The 20204-nt window shown below is 46.4% G+C and carries 19 protein-coding genes and 3 pseudogenes; 18 read left to right on the plus strand and 4 right to left on the minus strand.

All coding sequences use genetic code 11. The features are described 5' to 3' along the window. Positions 1-32 precede the first annotated feature (32 nt). From MJO57_RS11670 to MJO57_RS11695, 6 genes are all read left to right on the plus strand, one after another. On the plus strand, positions 33-1604 hold the full coding sequence (locus MJO57_RS11670) for a long-chain fatty acid--CoA ligase (RefSeq protein ID WP_252022302.1): 1572 nt from the start codon (positions 33-35) through the stop codon (positions 1602-1604). Beyond that, a complete protein-coding gene (locus MJO57_RS11675) occupies positions 1601-2359 on the plus strand; it encodes a homeobox domain-containing protein (RefSeq protein ID WP_252025474.1) in 759 nt (252 codons plus the stop codon). Before MJO57_RS11670 ends, MJO57_RS11675 begins: the two co-directional genes overlap by 4 nt. Before the next feature lie 462 nt (positions 2360-2821). Continuing rightward, positions 2822-3319 carry a hypothetical protein gene (locus tag MJO57_RS11680; protein ID WP_252022298.1) on the plus strand — a complete coding sequence of 166 codons (498 nt, stop codon included), beginning with the start codon at positions 2822-2824 and terminating at the stop codon, positions 3317-3319. A gap of 131 nt (positions 3320-3450) precedes the next feature. Continuing rightward, complete coding sequence (locus MJO57_RS11685; RefSeq protein WP_256493278.1) at positions 3451-4728, plus strand: IS4 family transposase; 1278 nt, start codon at positions 3451-3453, stop codon at positions 4726-4728. Between the two features lie 434 nt (positions 4729-5162). Continuing rightward, on the plus strand, positions 5163-5759 hold the full coding sequence (locus MJO57_RS11690) for a hypothetical protein (protein ID WP_252025478.1): 597 nt from the start codon (positions 5163-5165) through the stop codon (positions 5757-5759). A 63-nt stretch (positions 5760-5822) separates the two neighbouring features. After that, the gene (locus tag MJO57_RS11695; RefSeq protein WP_252025480.1) at positions 5823-6437 is read left to right on the plus strand and encodes an SET domain-containing protein-lysine N-methyltransferase; all 615 of its coding nucleotides are present in this window, start codon (positions 5823-5825) and stop codon (positions 6435-6437) included. A 214-nt stretch (positions 6438-6651) separates the two neighbouring features. Here the strand turns inward: MJO57_RS11695 and MJO57_RS11700 are convergent, their stop codons facing one another. Continuing rightward, entirely contained in the window at positions 6652-7950 is a 1299-nt protein-coding gene (locus tag MJO57_RS11700; protein ID WP_252025482.1) for a M18 family aminopeptidase, read from the minus strand. Positions 7951-8431: 481 nt separating this feature from the next. Here MJO57_RS11700 and MJO57_RS11705 point away from each other — a divergent pair, with 481 nt between their 5' ends. From MJO57_RS11705 to MJO57_RS11715, 3 genes are all read left to right on the plus strand, one after another. Beyond that, the gene (locus tag MJO57_RS11705; protein WP_252025484.1) at positions 8432-9229 is read left to right on the plus strand and encodes a hypothetical protein; all 798 of its coding nucleotides are present in this window, start codon (positions 8432-8434) and stop codon (positions 9227-9229) included. Further along, a complete protein-coding gene (locus MJO57_RS11710) occupies positions 9226-9492 on the plus strand; it encodes a hypothetical protein (protein WP_252025486.1) in 267 nt (88 codons plus the stop codon). The genes MJO57_RS11705 and MJO57_RS11710 overlap by 4 nt, the downstream gene beginning before the upstream one ends. A 97-nt stretch (positions 9493-9589) precedes the next feature. Next, positions 9590-9865, plus strand: a complete 276-nt coding sequence (locus tag MJO57_RS11715; RefSeq protein ID WP_252025488.1) for a hypothetical protein — start codon at positions 9590-9592, stop codon at positions 9863-9865. Between the two features lie 6 nt (positions 9866-9871). On the opposite strand, the gene MJO57_RS11720 is transcribed toward MJO57_RS11715, so the two are convergent. Beyond that, positions 9872-10102, minus strand: coding sequence for a hypothetical protein (locus MJO57_RS11720; RefSeq protein WP_252025490.1), 231 nt, complete (start codon positions 10100-10102; stop codon positions 9872-9874). Here MJO57_RS11720 and MJO57_RS11725 point away from each other — a divergent pair. Both MJO57_RS11725 and MJO57_RS33240 read left to right on the plus strand, forming a co-directional pair. Next, positions 10101-10439: a DUF6444 domain-containing protein gene (locus MJO57_RS11725; RefSeq protein ID WP_371924773.1), complete on the plus strand. Its 339-nt coding sequence runs from the start codon at positions 10101-10103 to the stop codon at positions 10437-10439. The genes MJO57_RS11720 and MJO57_RS11725 overlap by 2 nt on opposite strands. A gap of 48 nt (positions 10440-10487) precedes the next feature. Then, positions 10488-11945, plus strand: a pseudogene (locus MJO57_RS33240) (IS4 family transposase). A gap of 80 nt (positions 11946-12025) precedes the next feature. Here MJO57_RS33240 and MJO57_RS11745 read toward each other — a convergent pair. After that, the gene (locus MJO57_RS11745; protein WP_252019985.1) at positions 12026-13663 is read right to left on the minus strand and encodes an IS1634 family transposase; all 1638 of its coding nucleotides are present in this window, start codon (positions 13661-13663) and stop codon (positions 12026-12028) included. 133 nt (positions 13664-13796) lie between these two features. On the opposite strand from MJO57_RS11745, the gene MJO57_RS11750 reads away from it, so the two are divergent. The 7 genes and pseudogenes from MJO57_RS11750 to MJO57_RS11780 all read left to right on the plus strand — a co-directional run bounded on the left by MJO57_RS11750 (position 13797) and on the right by MJO57_RS11780 (position 19007). Continuing rightward, entirely contained in the window at positions 13797-14588 is a 792-nt protein-coding gene (locus tag MJO57_RS11750; RefSeq protein WP_252027013.1) for a transposase, read from the plus strand. Next, positions 14545-14898: a transposase gene (locus tag MJO57_RS11755; protein WP_252025496.1), complete on the plus strand. Its 354-nt coding sequence runs from the start codon at positions 14545-14547 to the stop codon at positions 14896-14898. The genes MJO57_RS11750 and MJO57_RS11755 overlap by 44 nt, the downstream gene beginning before the upstream one ends. 252 nt (positions 14899-15150) lie before the next feature. After that, positions 15151-15375, plus strand: coding sequence for a hypothetical protein (locus MJO57_RS11760; protein ID WP_252025498.1), 225 nt, complete (start codon positions 15151-15153; stop codon positions 15373-15375). Continuing rightward, a pseudogene (locus MJO57_RS11765) lies at positions 15365-16424 on the plus strand (transposase). The gene MJO57_RS11760 and the pseudogene MJO57_RS11765 overlap by 11 nt, the downstream one beginning before the upstream one ends. A 472-nt stretch (positions 16425-16896) precedes the next feature. Beyond that, entirely contained in the window at positions 16897-17385 is a 489-nt protein-coding gene (locus MJO57_RS11770) for a transposase (protein ID WP_252018121.1), read from the plus strand. Further along, positions 17354-17836: an IS1595 family transposase gene (locus tag MJO57_RS11775; RefSeq protein WP_252026893.1), complete on the plus strand. Its 483-nt coding sequence runs from the start codon at positions 17354-17356 to the stop codon at positions 17834-17836. The genes MJO57_RS11770 and MJO57_RS11775 overlap by 32 nt, the downstream gene beginning before the upstream one ends. Positions 17837-17846: 10 nt before the next feature. After that, on the plus strand, positions 17847-19007 hold the full coding sequence (locus MJO57_RS11780; RefSeq protein WP_252025499.1) for a hypothetical protein: 1161 nt from the start codon (positions 17847-17849) through the stop codon (positions 19005-19007). 3 nt (positions 19008-19010) lie between these two features. Here MJO57_RS11780 and MJO57_RS11785 read toward each other — a convergent pair. Continuing rightward, a pseudogene (locus MJO57_RS11785) lies at positions 19011-19950 on the minus strand (IS66 family transposase). Positions 19951-20204: the final 254 nt, after the last annotated feature.

Consider the following 20204-nt stretch of genomic DNA (forward strand, 5'->3'; position numbering starts at 1 on the left):
TCAATTGGTATTCTTTTTAGAGTGATGGTTTTATGTCCAATCTTGCTGATTTCCTTTATCGGAGCGCTGCTGTCTATCCTGATAAAGTCGCTGTGGTGTACGGTGACCTGCAGATCAGTTATCAGGCATTAAAAGAGGCAGCTGCCAGTATCGGTAAAGGACTGCAACAACAGGGCATAAAACCCGGTGACCGGGTCGCCATGAGCTGCCCCAATATTCCCCAGTTCCTGATGGTGTATTACGGTATTCTTAGTGCCGGTGCCGTTGTGGTTCCCTTGAATATTTTATTGAAGCCGAAGGAAATTGCTTACCACCTGACAGACAGCCAGGCCGTTGCCTTTCTGTGTTTTGAAGGGTCAAGTGAGCTGCCACTGGGGCAGTTCGGACTGGAAGCTTTTCAGCAGGTGAGCCACTGTGAGCACTTTTTTGTGATTACAGCAGACCCGGAAAAGGAAGTGTGGAAAGGTCAGTCCACCTTATCGGTACTTTTATCAGCGGGTTCACTGAAAATGCCACAGGATAAAACTGCCGATGATACCGCGACGATTATCTATACCTCCGGGACCACCGGTCGACCAAAAGGGGCAGAACTGACTCATCATAATCTGTCGATGAACGCGCTGATCCTTACGTCCATGCTAGCGACTGATGTCAGTGATACCCACCTGGTGGTGCTGCCGTTATTTCATATTTTTGCTCAGACGGTGCACATGCTTCATGCGGTGGCGTCTGCCTCCACAATGGTATTAATGGCTCGTTTTGAGGCAACGAAAACACTGGAAATGCTGGTACAGGAGAAGATTTCATTTTTTGCTGGTGTACCCACCATGTACATTGCCTTGAATGGTGCTGAGGCTGAGTTGACTGAGGCTGACCGGCACATCATTTCTGATCGGCTCAGGCTCTGTATCAGTGGTGGAGGCCCTATGCCAGTGGAAGTTATGAAGACATTTGAGGGTAATTTTAAGGTAGCCATTCTTGAAGGGTATGGACTGTCAGAGACGTCACCGGTGGCCTGTTTCAACACGCTGGATCAGGAACGTATAGCCGGCTCCATCGGGCGTCCTGTTCCCGGTGTCGCATTGAAAGTGGTTGGTAATGAAGGGCAATCGCTGTCTTTTGGTCAGGATGGAGAGCTGGCCATTCGTGGCCATAACGTGATGAAAGGGTATTTCAACAAGCCTGAACAGACCGCAGAGGTGATGAAAGATGGCTGGTTCTATACGGGGGACATCGCTCGTCGGGATGAAGCAGGCAACTACTATATTGTTGACCGTAAGAAAGACCTGATTATTCGTGGCGGCTTTAATGTTTATCCCAGGGAAGTGGAAGAGGTTCTACTGGCACACCCTGACATTATCCAGGCGGCAGTCATTGGCGTACCGGATGATTACTATGTTGAAGAGATTCTGGCATGTCTGATTCTCCATGAAGGTTGTGAACTATCCCCTGAACTGTTTAAAACCTGGGCACGGCAGCAACTGGGGGATTATAAATACCCGAGATATGTTCGGATTTTTCAGGAATTTCCACTCAGCGCCACGGGAAAAATTTTAAAAAGGGAGTTACGAGACATGCTCAGAAAAGAGGGGTTGCGAAAGTGAATGTTGATCACAGTGGAGCACATAGTGGAGCAGCGGGGTGCCCGCAAAGTACAGCAAGCTCATGCGAATTGGCTCATTTCTTTTCCAGCCCTGCGCAGGGAAGTGGTGCTTTCTGGCATCAGCAGGCTCTGAAGGTCAATCTCCCCGGTCCCGGCTTCTCAGCGCAAACTGTTGTGGGTATGGGGAATATGAATGTCAGTAGCGGCCATGACACGCCTGAGAGCACTATGTTGTCGCAAAGGTGTTCAGCATTACTTGCCAGCCCATATACCTATATCCAGAGTTCTGAATTGCGTAGTCATGGTAAAGCGGATGAGCCAGTGGCCAGGGAAGAAAACACAGGGCGTGAGTCAGTAGACAGGAGGAGACAGCTCCTGTCAGCTCATCAGAAACATGAGCTTTTGAAGGTTTTCAGAAGGAATGGATATCTTACAAAAAAGCAAAAATCGGATCTGGCAACTCATCTTGGAATGACTGAAAAACAGGTTGGAGTATGGTTTCAAAATCAACGCCAGAAGGAGAAGAGTGTAGAAAAAATGGTCAAGCAGGACTTGACCACCGGAATTGATAATGGAAATGGCCCAACGTTTTCATTACCAGCTGATTTCACACCGCCAACAATACCAAAGTCAGTAGTCAGTACGCTCCTGCTCTTAAACCAAAACCGGATAAAGACAGTGGTATTTACAATGCCGCCACTCAGGGTATTGTTGGTGCCGGATTCACAGAAGAAGCCACGATCTCAAACTGGATGAGGTATAGTAAGAACATTCATATTAGCTATTTACCAAACCATACCGGTTATCTTCCTGCCAGTGAAGCGGCTGTCCCCCGTTTCTGAGAAGAAATGCTATCAGTTATCTGTGGAGGGGCGACAGGTCGTAATGTGTGAAGCAACTTCTCCTATCATGGCATTGAATATAATGATGGGAAACTTGCAGGTACTGGCGAGAGCAGTATGTAGTTTACTGTTCAGCCTCACCATAAATTCTCTGGACTTTTTGTGATTTTCTACCATTCTGCATTACACATTTCCTCAACCTTACGTTTAACCTGTTTCGAAAAGTAGACTCAGCACTATTGACGGATGGGGCTTTGAACGGGGAACTCTGAACTCAGGTGCCTGACTTGAAGCGTGTTGCCGTGAACGACGTGAACGAAAAGAAAAGGCCACTAAAACCGCTAATTACCTGTCAGAGAAATAAGGATACGAAGCCATGAACGCCATGGGTATTCTGCTGACTGCTACCGGCGCTACTGAGCCATTACCGGACGACAATAACCGAAAGCGCTATTTCTCCGGACATAGGGTTCACCCTGTTGACAGGGAAAACAGGCAAGCTCGGGAGGATTCAACAGAGCAGTTTGGCGAATCGAAACGGCCGCCGAAAAAACGGAGGTGTCGGCAACGGGTGAATACCCGAGAGGCTGGCACATCAGCATTGACTGAGCGGGCTGCAACTTTCTCAATGGTCGAGCATGAAGTCAGTGCCTCACACCCTGCGGTTATTGTCCACCCGCAGCCAATGGAGATTGACCCGGATGATGATTCCTCTTCATTTTCTGCCGAACACCCGACAGGGCGACCTGAATCGTCAGGTATAGATTGGGAGCCAGATTACAGCGAAATCATCCCAAAGTTCTCTCCCACTAATCAACATCAGATAATTCCATCCCTGAATCACCCGGACGTCAAAACTGTACTCTTAGGGTAGACATTAAGCTCAAAAAAGGTTCGTTTCCGGCGGCAGAACCCACCTTGAACAGCCACAATAAAGCTTCGAAACCATTATCAATGGCTGAACAAGATGAGTACTGCAAATAGTAGATTAGTTGAAAAAAACTGTTGACCTGTTTCGACCGGTCAGAACTCCTAAGTATGGCGGAACAGCTTGGTTTTACTATACGACAGCGAGATATCCGTCCTTTGGATTTTATCCTCTCACTGATCGATGCCCTCGCTGGTGATGGAAACTGCGATACCCAGGCGGATCTACACCGTAAAGTTAACGAGTTGACGGGGCTGAATGTCTCTTATCGTTCTTGGGCAAATCAAGCTAAAAAGGACGCGCTGCCTACTCTTATCCTGTGGCTATGGGTGCAGTGTCTGGAAATATTTTCCCGCAAAGTCATGGCGTTTGATGAAGACAGTCCATTTTCAGAGTTTGAGCACATTCTGATTCAGGACGGTTCGTCACAAGCTGTCTATGATGCCCTGAAAGAAGCATTTCCCGGCAGGTTCTCAACGGTCAGTCCTGCTGCCGTCGAGCTTCATACGACAATGGATCTTCTCACCAACAACCTGGTGCGGGTGCAGCTGACTGAAGATACCCGTTCAGAAAGAGACTGTCTGCCACCACTGCCAACATCCATGGCCTATATCCTGATGCTAATGGATGCCGGTTATTTTGAGCTGGAACTCTTTGCCGCTATTGATGACAGGGAGGGTTCTTTTATCTGCAAGGCACCTCAGAGTATCAACCCGACGATACTCAGCGCGGTACGGGAGGATGGCAAGAATCTCAATCGCTACAAAGGACAAAAACTGAAGGATGTACTGTCTGGCTTCCCCAAAGACCAGTGCCTCGACCTGGATGTAGAATGGCCGGGATTCAAAGCCTGGCCATTCCGCTTGGTTGTCCGCTGGAATGACAAAAAACAGAAGTGGGTTTTCGTTGTGACCAACCTGAACCGGGTGGAGTTCACCTTGAGTGATGTGCTCCAGGCCTATCGTCTACGGTGGCAGATAGAGCTGATTTTCAAAGAGATCAAATCCTATTCAGGGTGGCATCGTTTTAACACCAAATCAGCGACACTGGTGTTTAGCCTGATTCTGATGTCCTTTGTGGTTGTGACGTTGAAAAGGTACCTTGCCCATGCTGCACAGGCGAACCTCTGTGAAAGTGGGAGCATTGAGGAAATCTCGACGCACAAGGTGATGAAAAGTGGGACTCACCTGTTTGGTAATGTGATTTCATCGTTGATGAATGCAGGAAAGTCATTGGTCTCATGCATTAAAAAGCTACTGGACTTCTGGGGAAATAATGCGAAACGAGAACACCCTGCACGGGATGGTTGTTCAGGGCGTACAAGATTAGGCTTCTGTGCAGTGGGTGGAGCTTAATGTCTACCTTAAGAAACTGTACTATCTAACGCCAATACACTACTGAAAACGCTTGAGGACAGGAGTATTCATTTATCCATGAATAGAGCCATCCCTCCCCAGCCTACTCTCTTTTCAAAACTTGAGCGATTCAATATTGTTAAAGAACATCAAGTCTGTTCAAGGTATTTTCAAAAAGCCGATGTATTTTTTTCGGCTGTAAGCAAAACAATGAACAGCTATGGCTGTTTAACCAGCATGCTGAGTAGCAGGGGCATTATAACCCGGTTTGCGAGCATGGAAGATGGGGATGTAGTCTCTATTGCTGCCAACCCGTTTTAAACCAGATTGCCTCCTTTTGTCATGGCAGAGGCTTACCGAAAAAGTCTGACGTTGAAGCTTTCCTGAAGCTTGGCTGTCTGAAAGAGGGATGGCAGGGCAACGACGAAGCCGTTATGGGTAAGCCACTCAACCGGGTACTGCTCAGCAATATTTCCTCCATGTGCAATGGCAAAGGCCTGCCGAAAAAGGAGAAAGTGGAAGCCTTCCTGATGTTGGGCTGTCTGAAAGAGGGCTGGCAGGGCAGTGATGAGGCTGTTAAGGACAAGCCCCTCGACCGGGCTCTGGTTACCCATATTTCCTCCATGTGTAATGGCAAAGGTTTGCCGGAAAAGGCGAAAGTGGCAGCCTTCTTGAACCTGGGCTGCCTGAAAGTGGGATGGCAGGGCATTGATGAGGTCGTTATGGACCAGCCGCTCGACCGGACACTGGTCGCCAGCATGTCCTCCATGTGTCATGGCAAAGAAGGCTTACCGGGAAAGGCGAAAGTGACAGCCTTCCTGAACCTGGGCTGCCTGAAAGTGGGATGGCAGGGCATTGATGAGGACGTTAGGGACCAGCCGCTCGACCGGACACAGGTCAGCCGCATTTCCTCCATGTGTCATGGCAAAGGCTTACCGGAAAAGGTGAAAGTTAAAGCGATCCTGAAGCGGAGGTCCGAAAACACTCAGGACGATGAGATAATTGTTATAAAAGAAGAGGCAACTGATTAGATCTCGTTACCTCATCGTATTAATGACCTGGCTCCATTATGGGTGGCAGAACCGTCCGTCAAAATGGAAGTCGGTGAAAGCAGTCAAAGAAAACAAACCTTCTTCAGTCAGATCGACATACCAAATGACAGATCGATCAGAAAAAGCATTCATGAGTCTATAGCCAGTTATCAAGATCTGGATGATGAGCAAAGACAACAGTATTTACAAGAGCGAATGTCCGTTCAAAAAAACGATGGATCGATCTTTAGTGAATTAAAAGGCCAGGAAGAGGTCGTTGCCAGCAGGGATATTTCGCAATGGGAGCTGCTGGGGCATTACGCAGGTAAGCAATACCATGATAAAACCTACCAACAGGGAGCACGTGTCATGGGTGCAGCATTGGCAAATATTGACAGCTATAGCTTCGCTCCTGCTCATGGTGTTTTCATCTCAGCGTACAGACAGGGGAATATCACGTCGTTGATCAATGCTTTTAGTACTTACTCTGATAAGGAAAAAAATTCCCCGGAACAAAATGTTTCGTTTCTAAGACACAAGAATCAGCAAGGGCAATGGATGGTGTTTATTATTGCGATAAAACCCATAGCCGCCAATGAAAGCCTTTGGATTGATTATGGGGAGCAATACTGGCAGGCATCACGAGAGCCTATAGAAATTTCTGATGACAACTCTTAAGCTTTTTAACCTTCCTCAGCCTTCCTCAGCCTTCCTCAGCCTTCCTCAACAGAGTTAACAACAATATTTGAATAAATGGCAGGAGGGGTAGTAAGAGTAGAGTTGTTTTTAACCTACCATGGCGGTATCGAAAAATGGCTTCGGCTTTTAATGAAAGAATAAATGATATCTCGAGATGTTACCGGCCCTCGCTTGAGAGCCAGTAGATGATCAATTATTCAGTAAAGGGCAGTTCAGCCAGAGTCATAAAACGGGACAGGACTTTACTGAGTTCGAAGGCATCCTCACTCCCGGCCAGCTCTCTGATTGAGTGCATACCGAAGGTTGGCAAGCCAAGATCCAGCGTTCGTACGCCAAGTACACCGGCGGTCAGTGGGCCAATAGTACTACCACAGGCCATGTCGGTACGGGTAACAAAATGCTGGACCTTGCTGCCACTTGTCTGGCAAAGCGTGCGATAAAGTGCAGCGGTTTCATCATTGGTGGCATAACGCTGGTTGGCGTTGACTTTGATGACAGCCCCATGATTCAGTTTCGGTGCGTGATGCTCATCATGCTTGCTGGCATAGTTGGGGTGGATACCGTGGGCATTATCCGTTGAAATCAGCATGGAGCGGTTCATAGCTTGGGTCAGTGACTCACCTGTGCCATAAATTCTTTCCAGTACACTCTTCAGGAAAGGTCCCTGGGCTCCGCTGGTTGAGACACTGCCCACTTCTTCATGGTCATTACCAACCAACAGGGCTGTGGCATCTGATTTTTTGTGATTAACCAGGGACATCAGGCCGACATAGCAGCTGAGCAGATTGTCCAGCCGTGCGCTGGCGATAAAATCATCGTTCAGGCCAATAATGGCAGCGCTTTGGGTATCATAGAAAGAGAGGTCATATTCCATAACTTCCTGACAGTCATTGTGTCCTTGACGAATCAGCTCTGCTTTTAGCAGTTCACGGAAATCGACTTTCTCGTCATTGGCTAACTGGAAAAGGATAGGTGGAATATCGGTTTGTGGATTGACTGTGCGGCCATTATTAACCTCACGGTCCAGGTGAATCGCCAGGCTGGGGATAATGGCGACAGGACGTTCAAAATTGATTAGTTGATGACAAAGCTGTTGCTGGTCGTTGAGGTATTGGACACGACCGGCAAGGGAAAGGTCACGATCGAACCATGGGTTTAACAGGACACCACCATAAACCTCAACACCCAGCTGAAAGTAGCCGTGCTTGTTCAACTCTGGCTGTGGTTTTACCTTCAGGCAGGGTGAATCGGTGTGTGCTCCCACCATTCTGGCGCCCGGCCCGGTTTTGCCCATGGTAAACGCAATGATGGAAGATCCATTGCGGGTCACGTAATATTTTCCACCTTCGTTGAGAGACCAGGATTCTGACTCATTCAATGGCTGGAAGCCCGCTTCCTGAAGTTTGGCCACCATGGCGGCTACCGCATGGTAAGGGGTTGGTGAAGCGTTGAGGAACTGCATAAGCTCCTGATTAAAGTGTTCTTTGCTCATGGGGGGCTACCTTGCAATGTAAGTTGTGATCAGCAGCTTCTGAAAAGCACTCCGGAACACTGCTCCGGATACCTCGTAAATACCAGCGGGAGTATCGCTTGAAGCGATAATTCCAGAATCCGCATGCTTTGGGTAGCATAAAACAAGTCACTGGTCAGATGAAATCGAACTGAATCTCCAGACCGGATTTTACTCTAGCCACACACTTAGCCCACTAACAAAATAGTGAATACCGAAATTTCAGATCACCAATTTTGCAGCCATTAATTAACTTTGCTACTTAATATTTCACAGCTATTCTTCTGCTGAATTCAAAGCAATTTTGTATTGTAAGGGTGAAAGTCTCATATTGATCACACCCACAGGCCTTGAGCTACAGCAAACAGACGTAACACCAAATTTTTCAAACTGAATGGAGAGCAGCCAAACACAGCTATGATTCTAACAGCAAACAAAGAGTCAACTGTGAGAGGCCGCTCCGATGGAAGTATGTCAGCCACTAACCAAAGTCGCCAATGATTCCTGTCCTGCTATTGACCAACTGCAGCAAAAACTGACCCTCCTTCGTCAGTCCAATAATCCAATCCAGCATTTTGAGGATCATGAAAACGAGATTCACTCCCTCTTTATTCAGGCGGAGCGAGAAATACTGGCAGAAGAACTGCAAAAATTAGACATCAATAAAGCCTCTGTCGAAGTGAATGGGGTCGTGTATCACCAGGCATTACGCAGCTATCAAACCTACCAGTCAGCAGCAGGACCTGTCCGGGTATTGCGCAGCCTCTACCGCAATGCCGGGGATAAGTGCATTGTCCCTTTAGAGCTCAAGGCTGGCGTTGTAGAAGGCTACTGGTTACCAAAGGCTGCGAAGCAAGCAGCATGGATGGTTGCCCAGTTGCCGCCCGCGGACGTAAAAAGCTTACTCGATCTAATGGGGAATATGTCACCCTCAACCAGCTCTCTGGCACGTCTTCCCAAAAAACTCAACGAACAATGGGAGCAGCACCTTGACCCTTTCGAGACCCTTCTCGCGGAGAATCTCACAGTACCGCCTGACGCGGTGACGGTAGCTGCTTCCCTTGACGGTGTGATGCTACCAATGAAAGACGGCAAGCGTCAGGAGAAACGTGAAAAGAGTGTTGCTGAAGGCAAACGTACCCGAGGGCCAGCAGGTTGTCAGGAGGCCAGTTGTGGAACACTGTCGTTTTACGATGACCAGGGAGATCGCCTCTCTACGATCAGGATGGGACGAAGCCTGAAAGCAAGAAAGCGACATTGAAAAAATCCCTTTCAAACCTTCTGGATAAGGTGCTTCAGCAAAAGCCAAATCTGACTCTGGTCAAAGTGGCAGATGGAGCCCGGGACAATTGGACATACTTCACCAAAGAGCTACCGGAGGGAGAAGAAATTGTTGATTATTACCATGCGGCAGAACACCTGAAGAAGGCATTTGACCTGGCTTACGGTGAAAATAGCGCGAAGTCCAAAGAGAAATTCAGCAACCTACCGACATATCCTGAAGGAGGAGCCGGGTGGGGTTGAAAAAATAATCAAGGCACTGGCTTACCAGCATAGCAAGCATCCCCGCCGATCGAAATTAAAGACAGAGTTAAAGTACTTCAGAAAAAACCGGTTACGGATGAATTATGCAGAACACCTGTCGCGCAACCTGCCCATAGGCTCAGGGGTCATTGAGGCGTCCTGTAAAACGCTGGTTACACAGCGAATGAAGTGTTCGGGAATGCGTTGGCGGTGTCCCGGGGGGCAAGGCATTCTGACACTCAGGTCACTAATTCAAAGTGGTTGGTTCGACTGTGGCTGGATGCTGCTGTCGGTAACGTACCGGGCCAAGGTAAATATGGTCAGTGATAATGTGATTCCATTTTCATCAGGGAAGGGTGATATTGAACGTTAGTACTCATCAATATGAGACTTTCACCCTATTGTAATATTGTATTGTTGCGCATAGAACGATCGATATCGTAAGCTGTTTTGTTCTGGATAAATGAAATGTGTTCAGTGAGGCAGGCAAGCTTTTTGATGACCGGCCATGGTTAGATTGTAACTGTTCAGCACCCCCACATAAATCTGGAATTTTCTGATTTTTATACCATCCTCTTAAGCACCATTTTTCCACAATATTCGCCAGCATGATTCCAGAACTACCCGCAACTATGTCGGCTGAGATTCTCTTGAAAGAGAATGCAGAGCTGCGGATGAGAGTTGCCTGTCTGGAAGAGCGATGTCGAGAATTGGAAGAAAAGGTTGGCAAGAACAGTCAAAACAGCAGCAAGCCGCCATCGTCTGATGGTTATCAAAAACCTTGTAAAAACAGTAATTCTCCAGATCATTCTGACGACCTTTCCGCAGATAAAGGTACCGATCCATCGGATGAAAAACCCAATCCTAAAAGTCTGAGACAGTCTTCTGGTAATAAAGCCGGTGGAAAGAAAGGGCATCAGGGCACTTGTCTTAAACCTGTCTCTTGATCACAAATAGCTACCTTGTTCTATCATTTCTCACTGATAAAACAGGTCATGCTTCCACTTTCTCCTAAACCATGGTCAGAACTAACTTTTGGATGTGCTGATTTGGGCGATACTCGACGTACAAAACGACTTGTCAAAGTTGCTGCCGAGCTTTCAGCTCATACCGGTAATTCTTTGTCATCTTCATGCGAAGGTTATACCGCACTGGTAACTGGAGCTTACCGGCTGATTGAGAATGAGGCCGTAAAGCCTGAAGCAATAGCTGAGGCAGGCTTTCAGGCAACTGCCAAAATAGCGAGACAGTCTCGCCTACTTCTGGCTCTCGAAGATACAACAACCCTGGGTTATAAACATGCTGTCAGATCCGAGCTTGGTGATCTTGGAGGTCCTGAAGGCTCTAAAACCAGAGGATTCCACGTCCACTCTGTCTTCTTGGTTGATGCGGATACAGAGCGAAGCATTGGGCTTATTGATCAAGAACGATGGGTTAGAGAGGACGTTCAGCGGGGGAAAAAGAACCAACGTCGTCAGCTACCTTACGAGGGAAAGGTCGTCAGCTACCTTACGAGGGAAAGGAAAGCTTTAAGTGGCAAAGAGCCTCTGAAAACACAGAACAAAGGATGGGGGGTAAAATGCCTGACATCATCAGTGTTTGCGACCGGGAGGCGGATATATACGAATATATGCACTACAAACTGGATAACCGACAGCGGTTTGTTGTAAGAGCTACACAAAACAGAATCCTGGTGGATGGCGAACTCTTATTATTTGATTCCTTAGCTCAGACTGAAGTGTTGGGGAAATATACGATAGTGGTTCCTCAAAAAGGAGGTAGAAAGAAGCGAAAGGCAACGCTGCAGGTCAAAAGAAAGAAGATGACAATACAGGCGCCGCAAAGGCCAGGCAGGCGGCAGGCCGGAACCGGTAACTATGAATATTGTGTCGGCTGAAGAGATTGGCAATGACTCCGAAGACCGTTTGCACTGGGTACTATTGACAACTGAAGATATTGAAACATTCGAAGACTGTCGCTCTATCATTCGATTTTACGAGCTCCGATGGCGAATAGAAGAGTTCCATAAGGCTTGGAAATCGGGAGCAGGAGTAGAAAGGCTTCGTCTGCAATCTCCGGATAACATTGAACGACTTGCGGTCATATTAATGTTTGTCGCTGTCAGACTAATGCAAATCCGTGAAGCATTAATGTTACCGAATGACAGGCAGCACAAAGACAGAAAGCTTTGGAGTGAAAAAACACTCGCGAATGAGGTGGTCAGTGATGATGAATGGCAGGTTCTCTGGCTAACCTATGAAAAAAAAGCGTTGCCCGATAAGCCGCCAACAGTCACTTGGCTGCTTCAAACGATTGCTCGGCTTGGTGGTTGGGGTGATTCAAAGCATACAGGGCAGCCCGGCTGGTTAGTGGTATGGGAAGGCTGGGCGAAATTGCAGGATCGGGTAAAAACCTGGCAGATAGCCCGGCAGTTCAGCGCTGGAGAGATGTGATCAAGAGTCAGGTCTTAAACAGGTCGATATCCCTGACTATATTGAGTACCTTCCGGTTAAACCGTCATTCAGCACCCGTATCAGGAATAAATTTCCTGATACGGTCGCCCAAGAATTGAAATAATAGTCAACTGCCTTTCTTGTAATCCAACCACATGCTTTTCATGTCCATCGACCAATAGCACGTTGATACCCTGAAAGCAGAAAAACACCCAACGCGCTGTCGGGTTTTGGCAGGGTTTCCGCTTCATGTCCGGGAAAAACCGACTCTGTCGTTTTAGCTCATGCCTAATTCGATGCTGAATCGCCGCATACACTAACAGACACAGCGTCATCACCATCAGCAAGGCTTCTATTCGTTCCGGTTTCTTTAAAAACAGCGAAGAAACCAGAAACTCCGGGCTCTTCAAAAACCGAAAGCCACGCTCTACTGACTGTTGTGATTTGTAAGTACTTAGCACTTCTGCTGTACTCAGCCGACTGTCGTCCAGATCATTCGTCGCCAGCACAAAGCAACCCAGAGAACACTCTGCATCTTTGCGACAGTCAACGGATACCCAAGGATATCCGCTCACATAATATTCAATACTGTCCGGTTTAGAGCCTTTCTCCGGACGACCTACCTTGGTATAGCAGGGTTTCTCAGTAATGACAGGTTCCGCCTGACAATAAATAGTTTTTGACTGCCATTCATCGAACGCACGCAATGCGTCGGTTTCACACTTGAAGGCTTTTTTGGCCAGTTTACTGGTCAGCGCTTCTGCTTCTTTCTCAGACTTCTTTAGCATTTTTTTCAGCAGTGTTTTTTGTTCGCTCTTTCGAGCCTGCTCGCTGCGGACCAGAATCCAGCGCTGGGAGACACCCGCATGATCTGACAGCATTTCATGACTCTCATAGCCCTCAGCACCCTCCACTGGTGTCATTTCACAAGAAGCGACACTGTCAATCAGTTCTCTGGCTTCTTTGATTTTTGACGGAACCCGGGTGATAAATTGCTGGCCCTGCTGATGAAGTATCTGTACGTTATCTGTTGTATAAAGTGCTGCATCACCAATCAGGTAGCGATTATTCAGGGCTTCCCGGTAGGATTTCAAATGGCTGCTGATGACTTTTTTAAAGTTTTTATTGTCGTTTACGTTGCCACTGGACGCTTTCATAAAAACGGGAATACCGGCCTGATTTTCCGTCATCATCAGCAGTATTGCCTGGTTGAGCTCGGGTCGATGATCCCTGCTGTATCCACGACAGAGTTTGATACAGTGCATATCTTCTTCGTCGACGTCAGATTCGCTGTTATAAACGCCGTCCACATGCAAGCTTGTTGAGTCAAGGTTCAGAGCCTTGCACGGCAGTTTTAAGACATTCACTGCCTTGACAGCCAGCGATAAATAGACCTCACTTACATCCAGTTCAAAAAGCTGATCCAGGGCTCTGCCGAGTACACTGTCGTTAATGTGTTCGGGTTTAATACCGGGCCTGATGAGTTTATCCAGCGGTTTATCAGCATGAAACTCCGGGAACATATGAAGCGTGCGGGCAGTGAACCCAAGGCCGTTAAGCAGCATTGATACTACGGTTTCGCCAAAGGAAATATTCCGGTGTTCAGATTGGTTAGGAACCAGGGAATCCAGATGATTAGAGATACCGAGTTCTTTGCACATACCGGCAACCAAACCCATATGATCGATACGTTGAATGTGGAACTGATGAGGATGCATTGGACATGTTCATTCTGAGAATTTTTTACATTTTAGCCGGTGTAGGGAAATTCTCAGATTGAGTGCTGAATGACGGGTTAAAGAATGCAATAAATGTCAGGCGTCTCTTCTTGATAGTGAGCCGGTCAAATATATTGAACGACAGGTGTTTGAACCAGGGAGACCGGGTGAATTTGAAGTAACGGCCCATAGAGCTGAAGTAAAAATCTGCACTTGTGGTTGTCGGAATCAGGCTGAATTCCCGGAAGGTGTTACCGCTGCCGCACAATATGGCTCAGCCACACAGGCTATGGCCGTCTATCTTAACCAATACCATTTCCTGCCTTTTAAGCGCGTGTCAGAGTATTTTAATACTCTCTATAAAATGAGTGTAAGTGCAGGCACTGTCGCCAATTTTGTGGCCAGAACCTATGAAAATCTGGCTTCTACTGAAGAGGTTATTCGTGACGCCTTGCGGGAATCGTCTGTTGCCGGAGCCGATGAAACGGGTATGCGGGCCGAGGGCTCTTTGCACTGGCTACACGTTATGCGGGATGAACAATGGACGCTCTACTACTTGTCTGAAAAGCGAGGTCGTGAGGCCATGGACACGATGGGCATACTGCTAACATTTGCAGGCGTTCTGGTTCATGATCATTGGAAATCCTATTTTGCATATGCGGCAACTCACGTACTTTGCAATGCCCATCACCTGAGGGAGCTTTTGGGTGTTGTTGATAGGGACAGCAATCAACTGGCGTTGCGATTGATGAAGCTACTGAGGCTTTCCTGGCATTACTGCAAGGGCTTTAAGACCATAGGTATGCTACAGATGCCAAGTGTTGTCTGTGAACGAATCGAGAAGATTTATGACCGGTTGCTTCAGCGGGCTCTAATGAAAAATGAAAGAAGTCGTCTATATGGAGAAGCAACGAGAGGAGCTTAAGCGCAAGAAAGTCAAGAATACTAAAGCTTACAATCTCTTCAAACGACTCACTGAGTTCAAGGCTGAGACACTGCGCTTCATGTCAGATTTTACCATTCCCTTCGATAACAATGGCAGTGAACGGGATGTTCGAATGGCCAAGTTAAAGCAGAAAATCTCAGGCTGCTTCAGGAGTGCAGACGGTGGTTCTATGTTTGCACGGATTCGCAGCTATTTGTCGTCTGCCAGAAAACAGGGAATGGACATATATCAATCACTTCATAGAGCTGTTCGGAATTACTGTAATATGCCTTTGCTCAGTGCTGAATAGTTACGTTAGATTAAAAAATAAATACTCACCACTTATACACTTTAATACGCTGAAAGTGCAGTATTTACTAGCCTGGGCATTCAGAAGTCGGAATCATCATTTCTTTGATCTTGAGCAACATGGCTACTGTTTTCGTTTTTGTGGATAGCAAACAATGACCAGCTTTAGCATGGTTGATTGAATGACGCATGATAAGCCTATTTGGCAGGACTTTTTTAGGTTTCATTTACTGGATAATTACGGTTTTTTATTATGGATAAAGCAATTTCACCTGGTGCTTCAATCAGGCAATCAAGTTTCCTGCCTGCTATTAAAGATAAAGAAAATAAGCATCCTGATTCCACTATTACAATGGGTCGGTCAAAACGATGCGTTAATACCTACCATGTCGATAGAGGAAAAGTCTATTTTCCTTTTTATAAACTCAAGTTACGCACCTTGCTGAAAATCAGCCATTATTGGTGGCATGAAAAATGATCTCATAGAACTTTATTCTGACTACCTGTTGTCGTCGTCTGGGAAGACCACTGCAACGGGAGTGTCAGAGCTTTTGGATAATGTCTACAGTCATGACCAATTCACCCGATTGCTTTCAAACAATGAGTTTACCAGTCGTGACTTATGGCTTTACGTTAAACCCGTCGTGCGACAGGTTGAGTGCAGTGATGGGGTTTTGATCTTTGACGATACGATTCAGGAAAAGCAGTTCAGCAAAGAGAATGCCCTGAACACCTGGCATTTTGATCATACAAAAAATCGCACCGTGAAAGGTATAAATCTGCTCAATGCACACTACCATGCCGGAGATGCGTCGATTCCTGTCGCCTATAAATTGATCGAGAAAACCATCCTGTACACCGACTTGAAGACACAAAAAGGTAAGACGATATGCAGAGCAAACCAAAAATGAAATGATGCGGGAGATGCTGATGATTTGCTGCCATAACCAGCTTATGTTCCGCTATGTCCTTGCAGATAGCTGGTTTTGCTCAAACGACAATATGATGTTTATTCGACACGACTGTAATAAACATTTCCTGATGGCGATGAAGTCAAACCGCAAGGTATCCCTCAGTCTGGACGACAAATTACAAGGCCGTTCACAGCGTATAGATACTGTTGATTTTTCAGAAGATAAGCCTGTACAAGGGTGGATAGCAGGTGTCGATTTCCCTGTTCTGCTATACCGTCAGGTCTTTAAAAACAAAGACGGAAGCACAGGCATTCTCTATCTGGTTTGCAGCGATCTTGACTGTGATGCCGAGACTCTCAAGGCAATCTACGAGAAACGGTGGAAAGTCGAGGTCTTCCATAAAACGCTGAAATCGAATGCGTCAATGGCCAAGTCACCGGCGCATACTGTGAGAACACAGAGTAATCATATCTTTCTTTCAATTTACTCAGCCTTCAGGTTGGAAGTATTGTCATTGAAAGTAAATCTGAATCACTTTCAGCTCAGAGCCAAAATCTATATGGCAGGGCTGAAAGCTTCGTTGGGGCAGCTGAGAGAGCTGTTAGCTGCGTAACTTCAGTTATAAAATCAGTAGTGATGGTGAAATTCAGAACAAAAGCGTAAGTTTTGACCTGGATGAGCTGCGCAAGCTCCTTAAAAGGAATATTGACGATAAAAATACCCGGTATATTGAACCCATCCCGGATAAGTGTATTCAGCGGAGCGGTTCAGTTGTTTCTGTTATTACACCCACACCAAAAATATATCCAATCAAGCCAGCCAGTCAATCAGGTGAACTTTCAACTAGTACAGCTGAGGAGCGAATAAATGCGTCGGTAAGTATAAATTCGGCAGTAAAGAGTTCCAAGCTGGCAGTCGATGGCATTGAACCAATAATAGATATTATAACGCCGGATTGGTCAGGTCGATGTGTTAATAAGTACCATATTGACGGAGATAAAATCTATTTTCCTTTTGGCTCTTTTCGAATTCCGAACTGCTGAACTATCCTTGGTGGATATAATTAGCCATCGCCAGCATTGACCATGAATATAGGCCGAATCTCAGATCTCATCAGTAATGACACCTGCTTTGAGATGATCCGTGAGAACCGCTGGCCAGATGGCACTGTTCTCTGTCCGCACTGTGATTCTGAGAATGTCAAAAAGAATGGACACGACAATGTGCAGGTAGAGTGCCAGCACTATTACTGTAAGTCCTGTAAGCGCTACTTCGATGACCTGACAAATACGGTTTTCGCAGGACACCACCGACCACTCAAAGTCTGGATTGCCTGTCTCTATTTAATGGGGCTGAACGTCTCCAACAGCCAGATAGCTCAGGAACTTGATCTGTGTGTCAGTGATGCACACCATATGACCACAGTCTTACGAAATGGTGTTGTTGACCGAAAGCCTGAAGTGATTCTTGATGGCGAAGTTGAATTCGACGAGGTCTACATTGTAGCTGGTCACAAGGGACACCCTGAAGCATTAAAAAAATCTGGATCGTCCACCGAGAAAAAGAAGGCTTAAAGGCGCTCCGGGCCGTGGGACTCTTGAAAAAGACAAACCGCCGGTATTGGGAATGATTCAAAGGGGAGGTCAGGTCATTATCAACATGCTGTCGAACGTTAAGAAGGCGACAATCGAACCATTTATCAAGAAACACGTAGCCCCACAGAGCCAGATTTATACCGATGAATACAACATCTATGATGACCTTGAAAGCTGGGGCTTCAGACATAAAACGGTCTGTCACGGCAAAGGTGAGTATGCTCGTGATGATGACAAAGACGGTATTTACGAGGTGCATGTTAATACTATGGAGGGGTTTTGGTCACTTCTACGCTCGTGGCTAAGGCCTCACAGGGGAATATCCCAAGAGGCTTTACCCCTTTACCTTGGCTTTTTTGAGTTTTTGCATAATATTGGCCGAAGAGGCAAAAGTCTTCTTCAGCCCTTAGTCAACTTGCTGGTTACATAGCAGTCTGGAATTGGAAAAGAGCCTTCCTTTTTATAAATTCAGTAGTGATGGCAAAGTTCAGAACAAAAGTGTGCGATTTGATTTGGATGAGCTGCGCACATTTATTAAAAGAAATATTGATGTTGAAAACACCGGGGGTGGTGAGCCATTCCCTGATAAGTGTGTTAAACAGGGTGGTTCAGTTGTTTCAATTATTACTCCCACACTAACACTGTATTCAAGCAAATCTGCCAGTCAATCAGGTAAAATGACGACCATCTCGACAAAGGAGCAGATTATTACTGCGAGTCCTGATGACCGTATTGCCGACAGTGGAAAAAATAAAATGATGACTGCTACTAACAATATTGCAGTACATCAACCAACGGTATCACCTTCCAACCTTCACACAATTACATCATCAGACAATGTCAGCCCAACGGCAGAAAATATACATCCGGGTGTAGAGGGAACCAAACCGTTAGCTGCCAGTATTGATCCAACGTCAGAAATGACGGTTCCAACAACGAGCAGCAACACACCGACAACTGAATATATTACTCCAGCAACCAGTAATGCCACACCAACAAGTCAGATATTGGTCGCACCAACAACACCAGCCACGGTCAATATTGTTGATGATTTTCTTTCCGCTACGGCAGCATCGACCAGCATAGGGAGACTTAAAAACGATTTGACAGGACTTCAAAAATCGTATCCACAAGCAGATTTTGCCACTTTACTTACCACTGTGGATGAGACCCTGACCTTTTATAAGTTTGTTAGCCTGGTCACTACGCTGTCATTTTTTATCGATACGATTAAGGATGCCCATCCGGAAGCAGCCGGTTACTATAAAAACCAATTAAAAAACCTGCTTAACAATATCAATCAACATTACGCTAAAAAAACGGATTCCGATCGAACCAAAAGAGCACCATGGGAATTCGCTGAAGTACTTAAAAATCTGGTTGCATTTGAATCTGCACCCATGAAAGCAGAGATGTTGTCATTTTTTAAAGGTTTTGAAGAAATGCGGGTTGAGTTGATCGATTCTGTTCATTCCGGATTTTCGATTTCACCAGAGCTAAGAACACTAATTGATACTTTACAAAGTAGCGATGTGAATATTGGTAATCTAATGAGGCAGATAAATAAGGAGACTGCAGACCTGGTTTCAGAATCAAACTAGTAACTATTCAGCACTGAGCAAAGGCATATTACAGTAATTCCGAACAGCTCTATGAAGTGATTGATATATGTCCATTCCCTGTTTTCTGGCAGACGACAAATAGCTGCGAATCCGTGCAAACATAGAACCACCGTCTGCACTCCTGAAGCAGCCTGAGATTTTCTGCTTTAACTTGGCCATTCGAACATCCCGCTCACTGCCATTGTTATCGAAGGGAATGGTAAAATCTGACATGAAGCGCAGTGTCTCAGCCTTGAACTCAGTGAGTCGTTTGAAGAGATTGTAAGCTTTAGTATTCTTGACTTTCTTGCGCTTAAGCTCCTCTCGTTGCTTCTCCATATAGACGACTTCTTTCATTAGAGCCCGCTGAAGCAACCGGTCATAAATCTTCTCGATTCGTTCACAGACAACACTTGGCATCTGTAGCATACCTATGGTCTTAAAGCCCTTGCAGTAATGCCAGGAAAGCCTCAGTAGCTTCATCAATCGCAACGCCAGTTGATTGCTGTCCCTATCAACAACACCCAAAAGCTCCCTCAGGTGATGGGCATTGCAAAGTACGTGAGTTGCCGCATATGCAAAATAGGATTTCCAATGATCATGAACCAGAACGCCTGCAAATGTTAGCAGTATGCCCATCGTGTCCATGGCCTCACGACCTCGCTTTTCAGACAAGTAGTAGAGCGTCCATTGTTTCATCCCGCATAACGTGTAGCCAGTGCAAAGAGCCCTCGGCCCGCATACCCGTTTCATCGGCTCCGGCAACAGACGATTCCCGCAAGGCGTCACGAATAACCTCTTCAGTAGAAGCCAGATTTTCATAGGTTCTGGCCACAAAATTGGCGACAGTGCCTGCACTTACACTCATTTTATAGAGAGTATTAAAATACTCTGACACGCGCTTAAAAGGCAGGAAATGGTATTGGTTAAGATAGACGGCCATAGCCTGTGTGGCTGAGCCATATTGTGCGGCAGCGGTAACACCTTCCGGGAATTCAGCCTGATTCCGACAACCACAAGTGCAGATTTTTACTTCAGCTCTATGGGCCGTTACTTCAAATTCACCCGGTCTCCCTGGTTCAAACACCTGTCGTTCAATATATTTGACCGGCTCACTATCAAGAAGAGACGCCTGACATTTATTGCATTCTTTAACCGGAAGGTACTCAATATAGTCAGGGATATCGACCTGTTTAA

The sequence above is a fragment of the Endozoicomonas sp. SCSIO W0465 genome, from assembly GCF_023716865.1.
In the GTDB taxonomy this organism is placed as follows: Bacteria; Pseudomonadota; Gammaproteobacteria; order Pseudomonadales; family Endozoicomonadaceae; genus Endozoicomonas.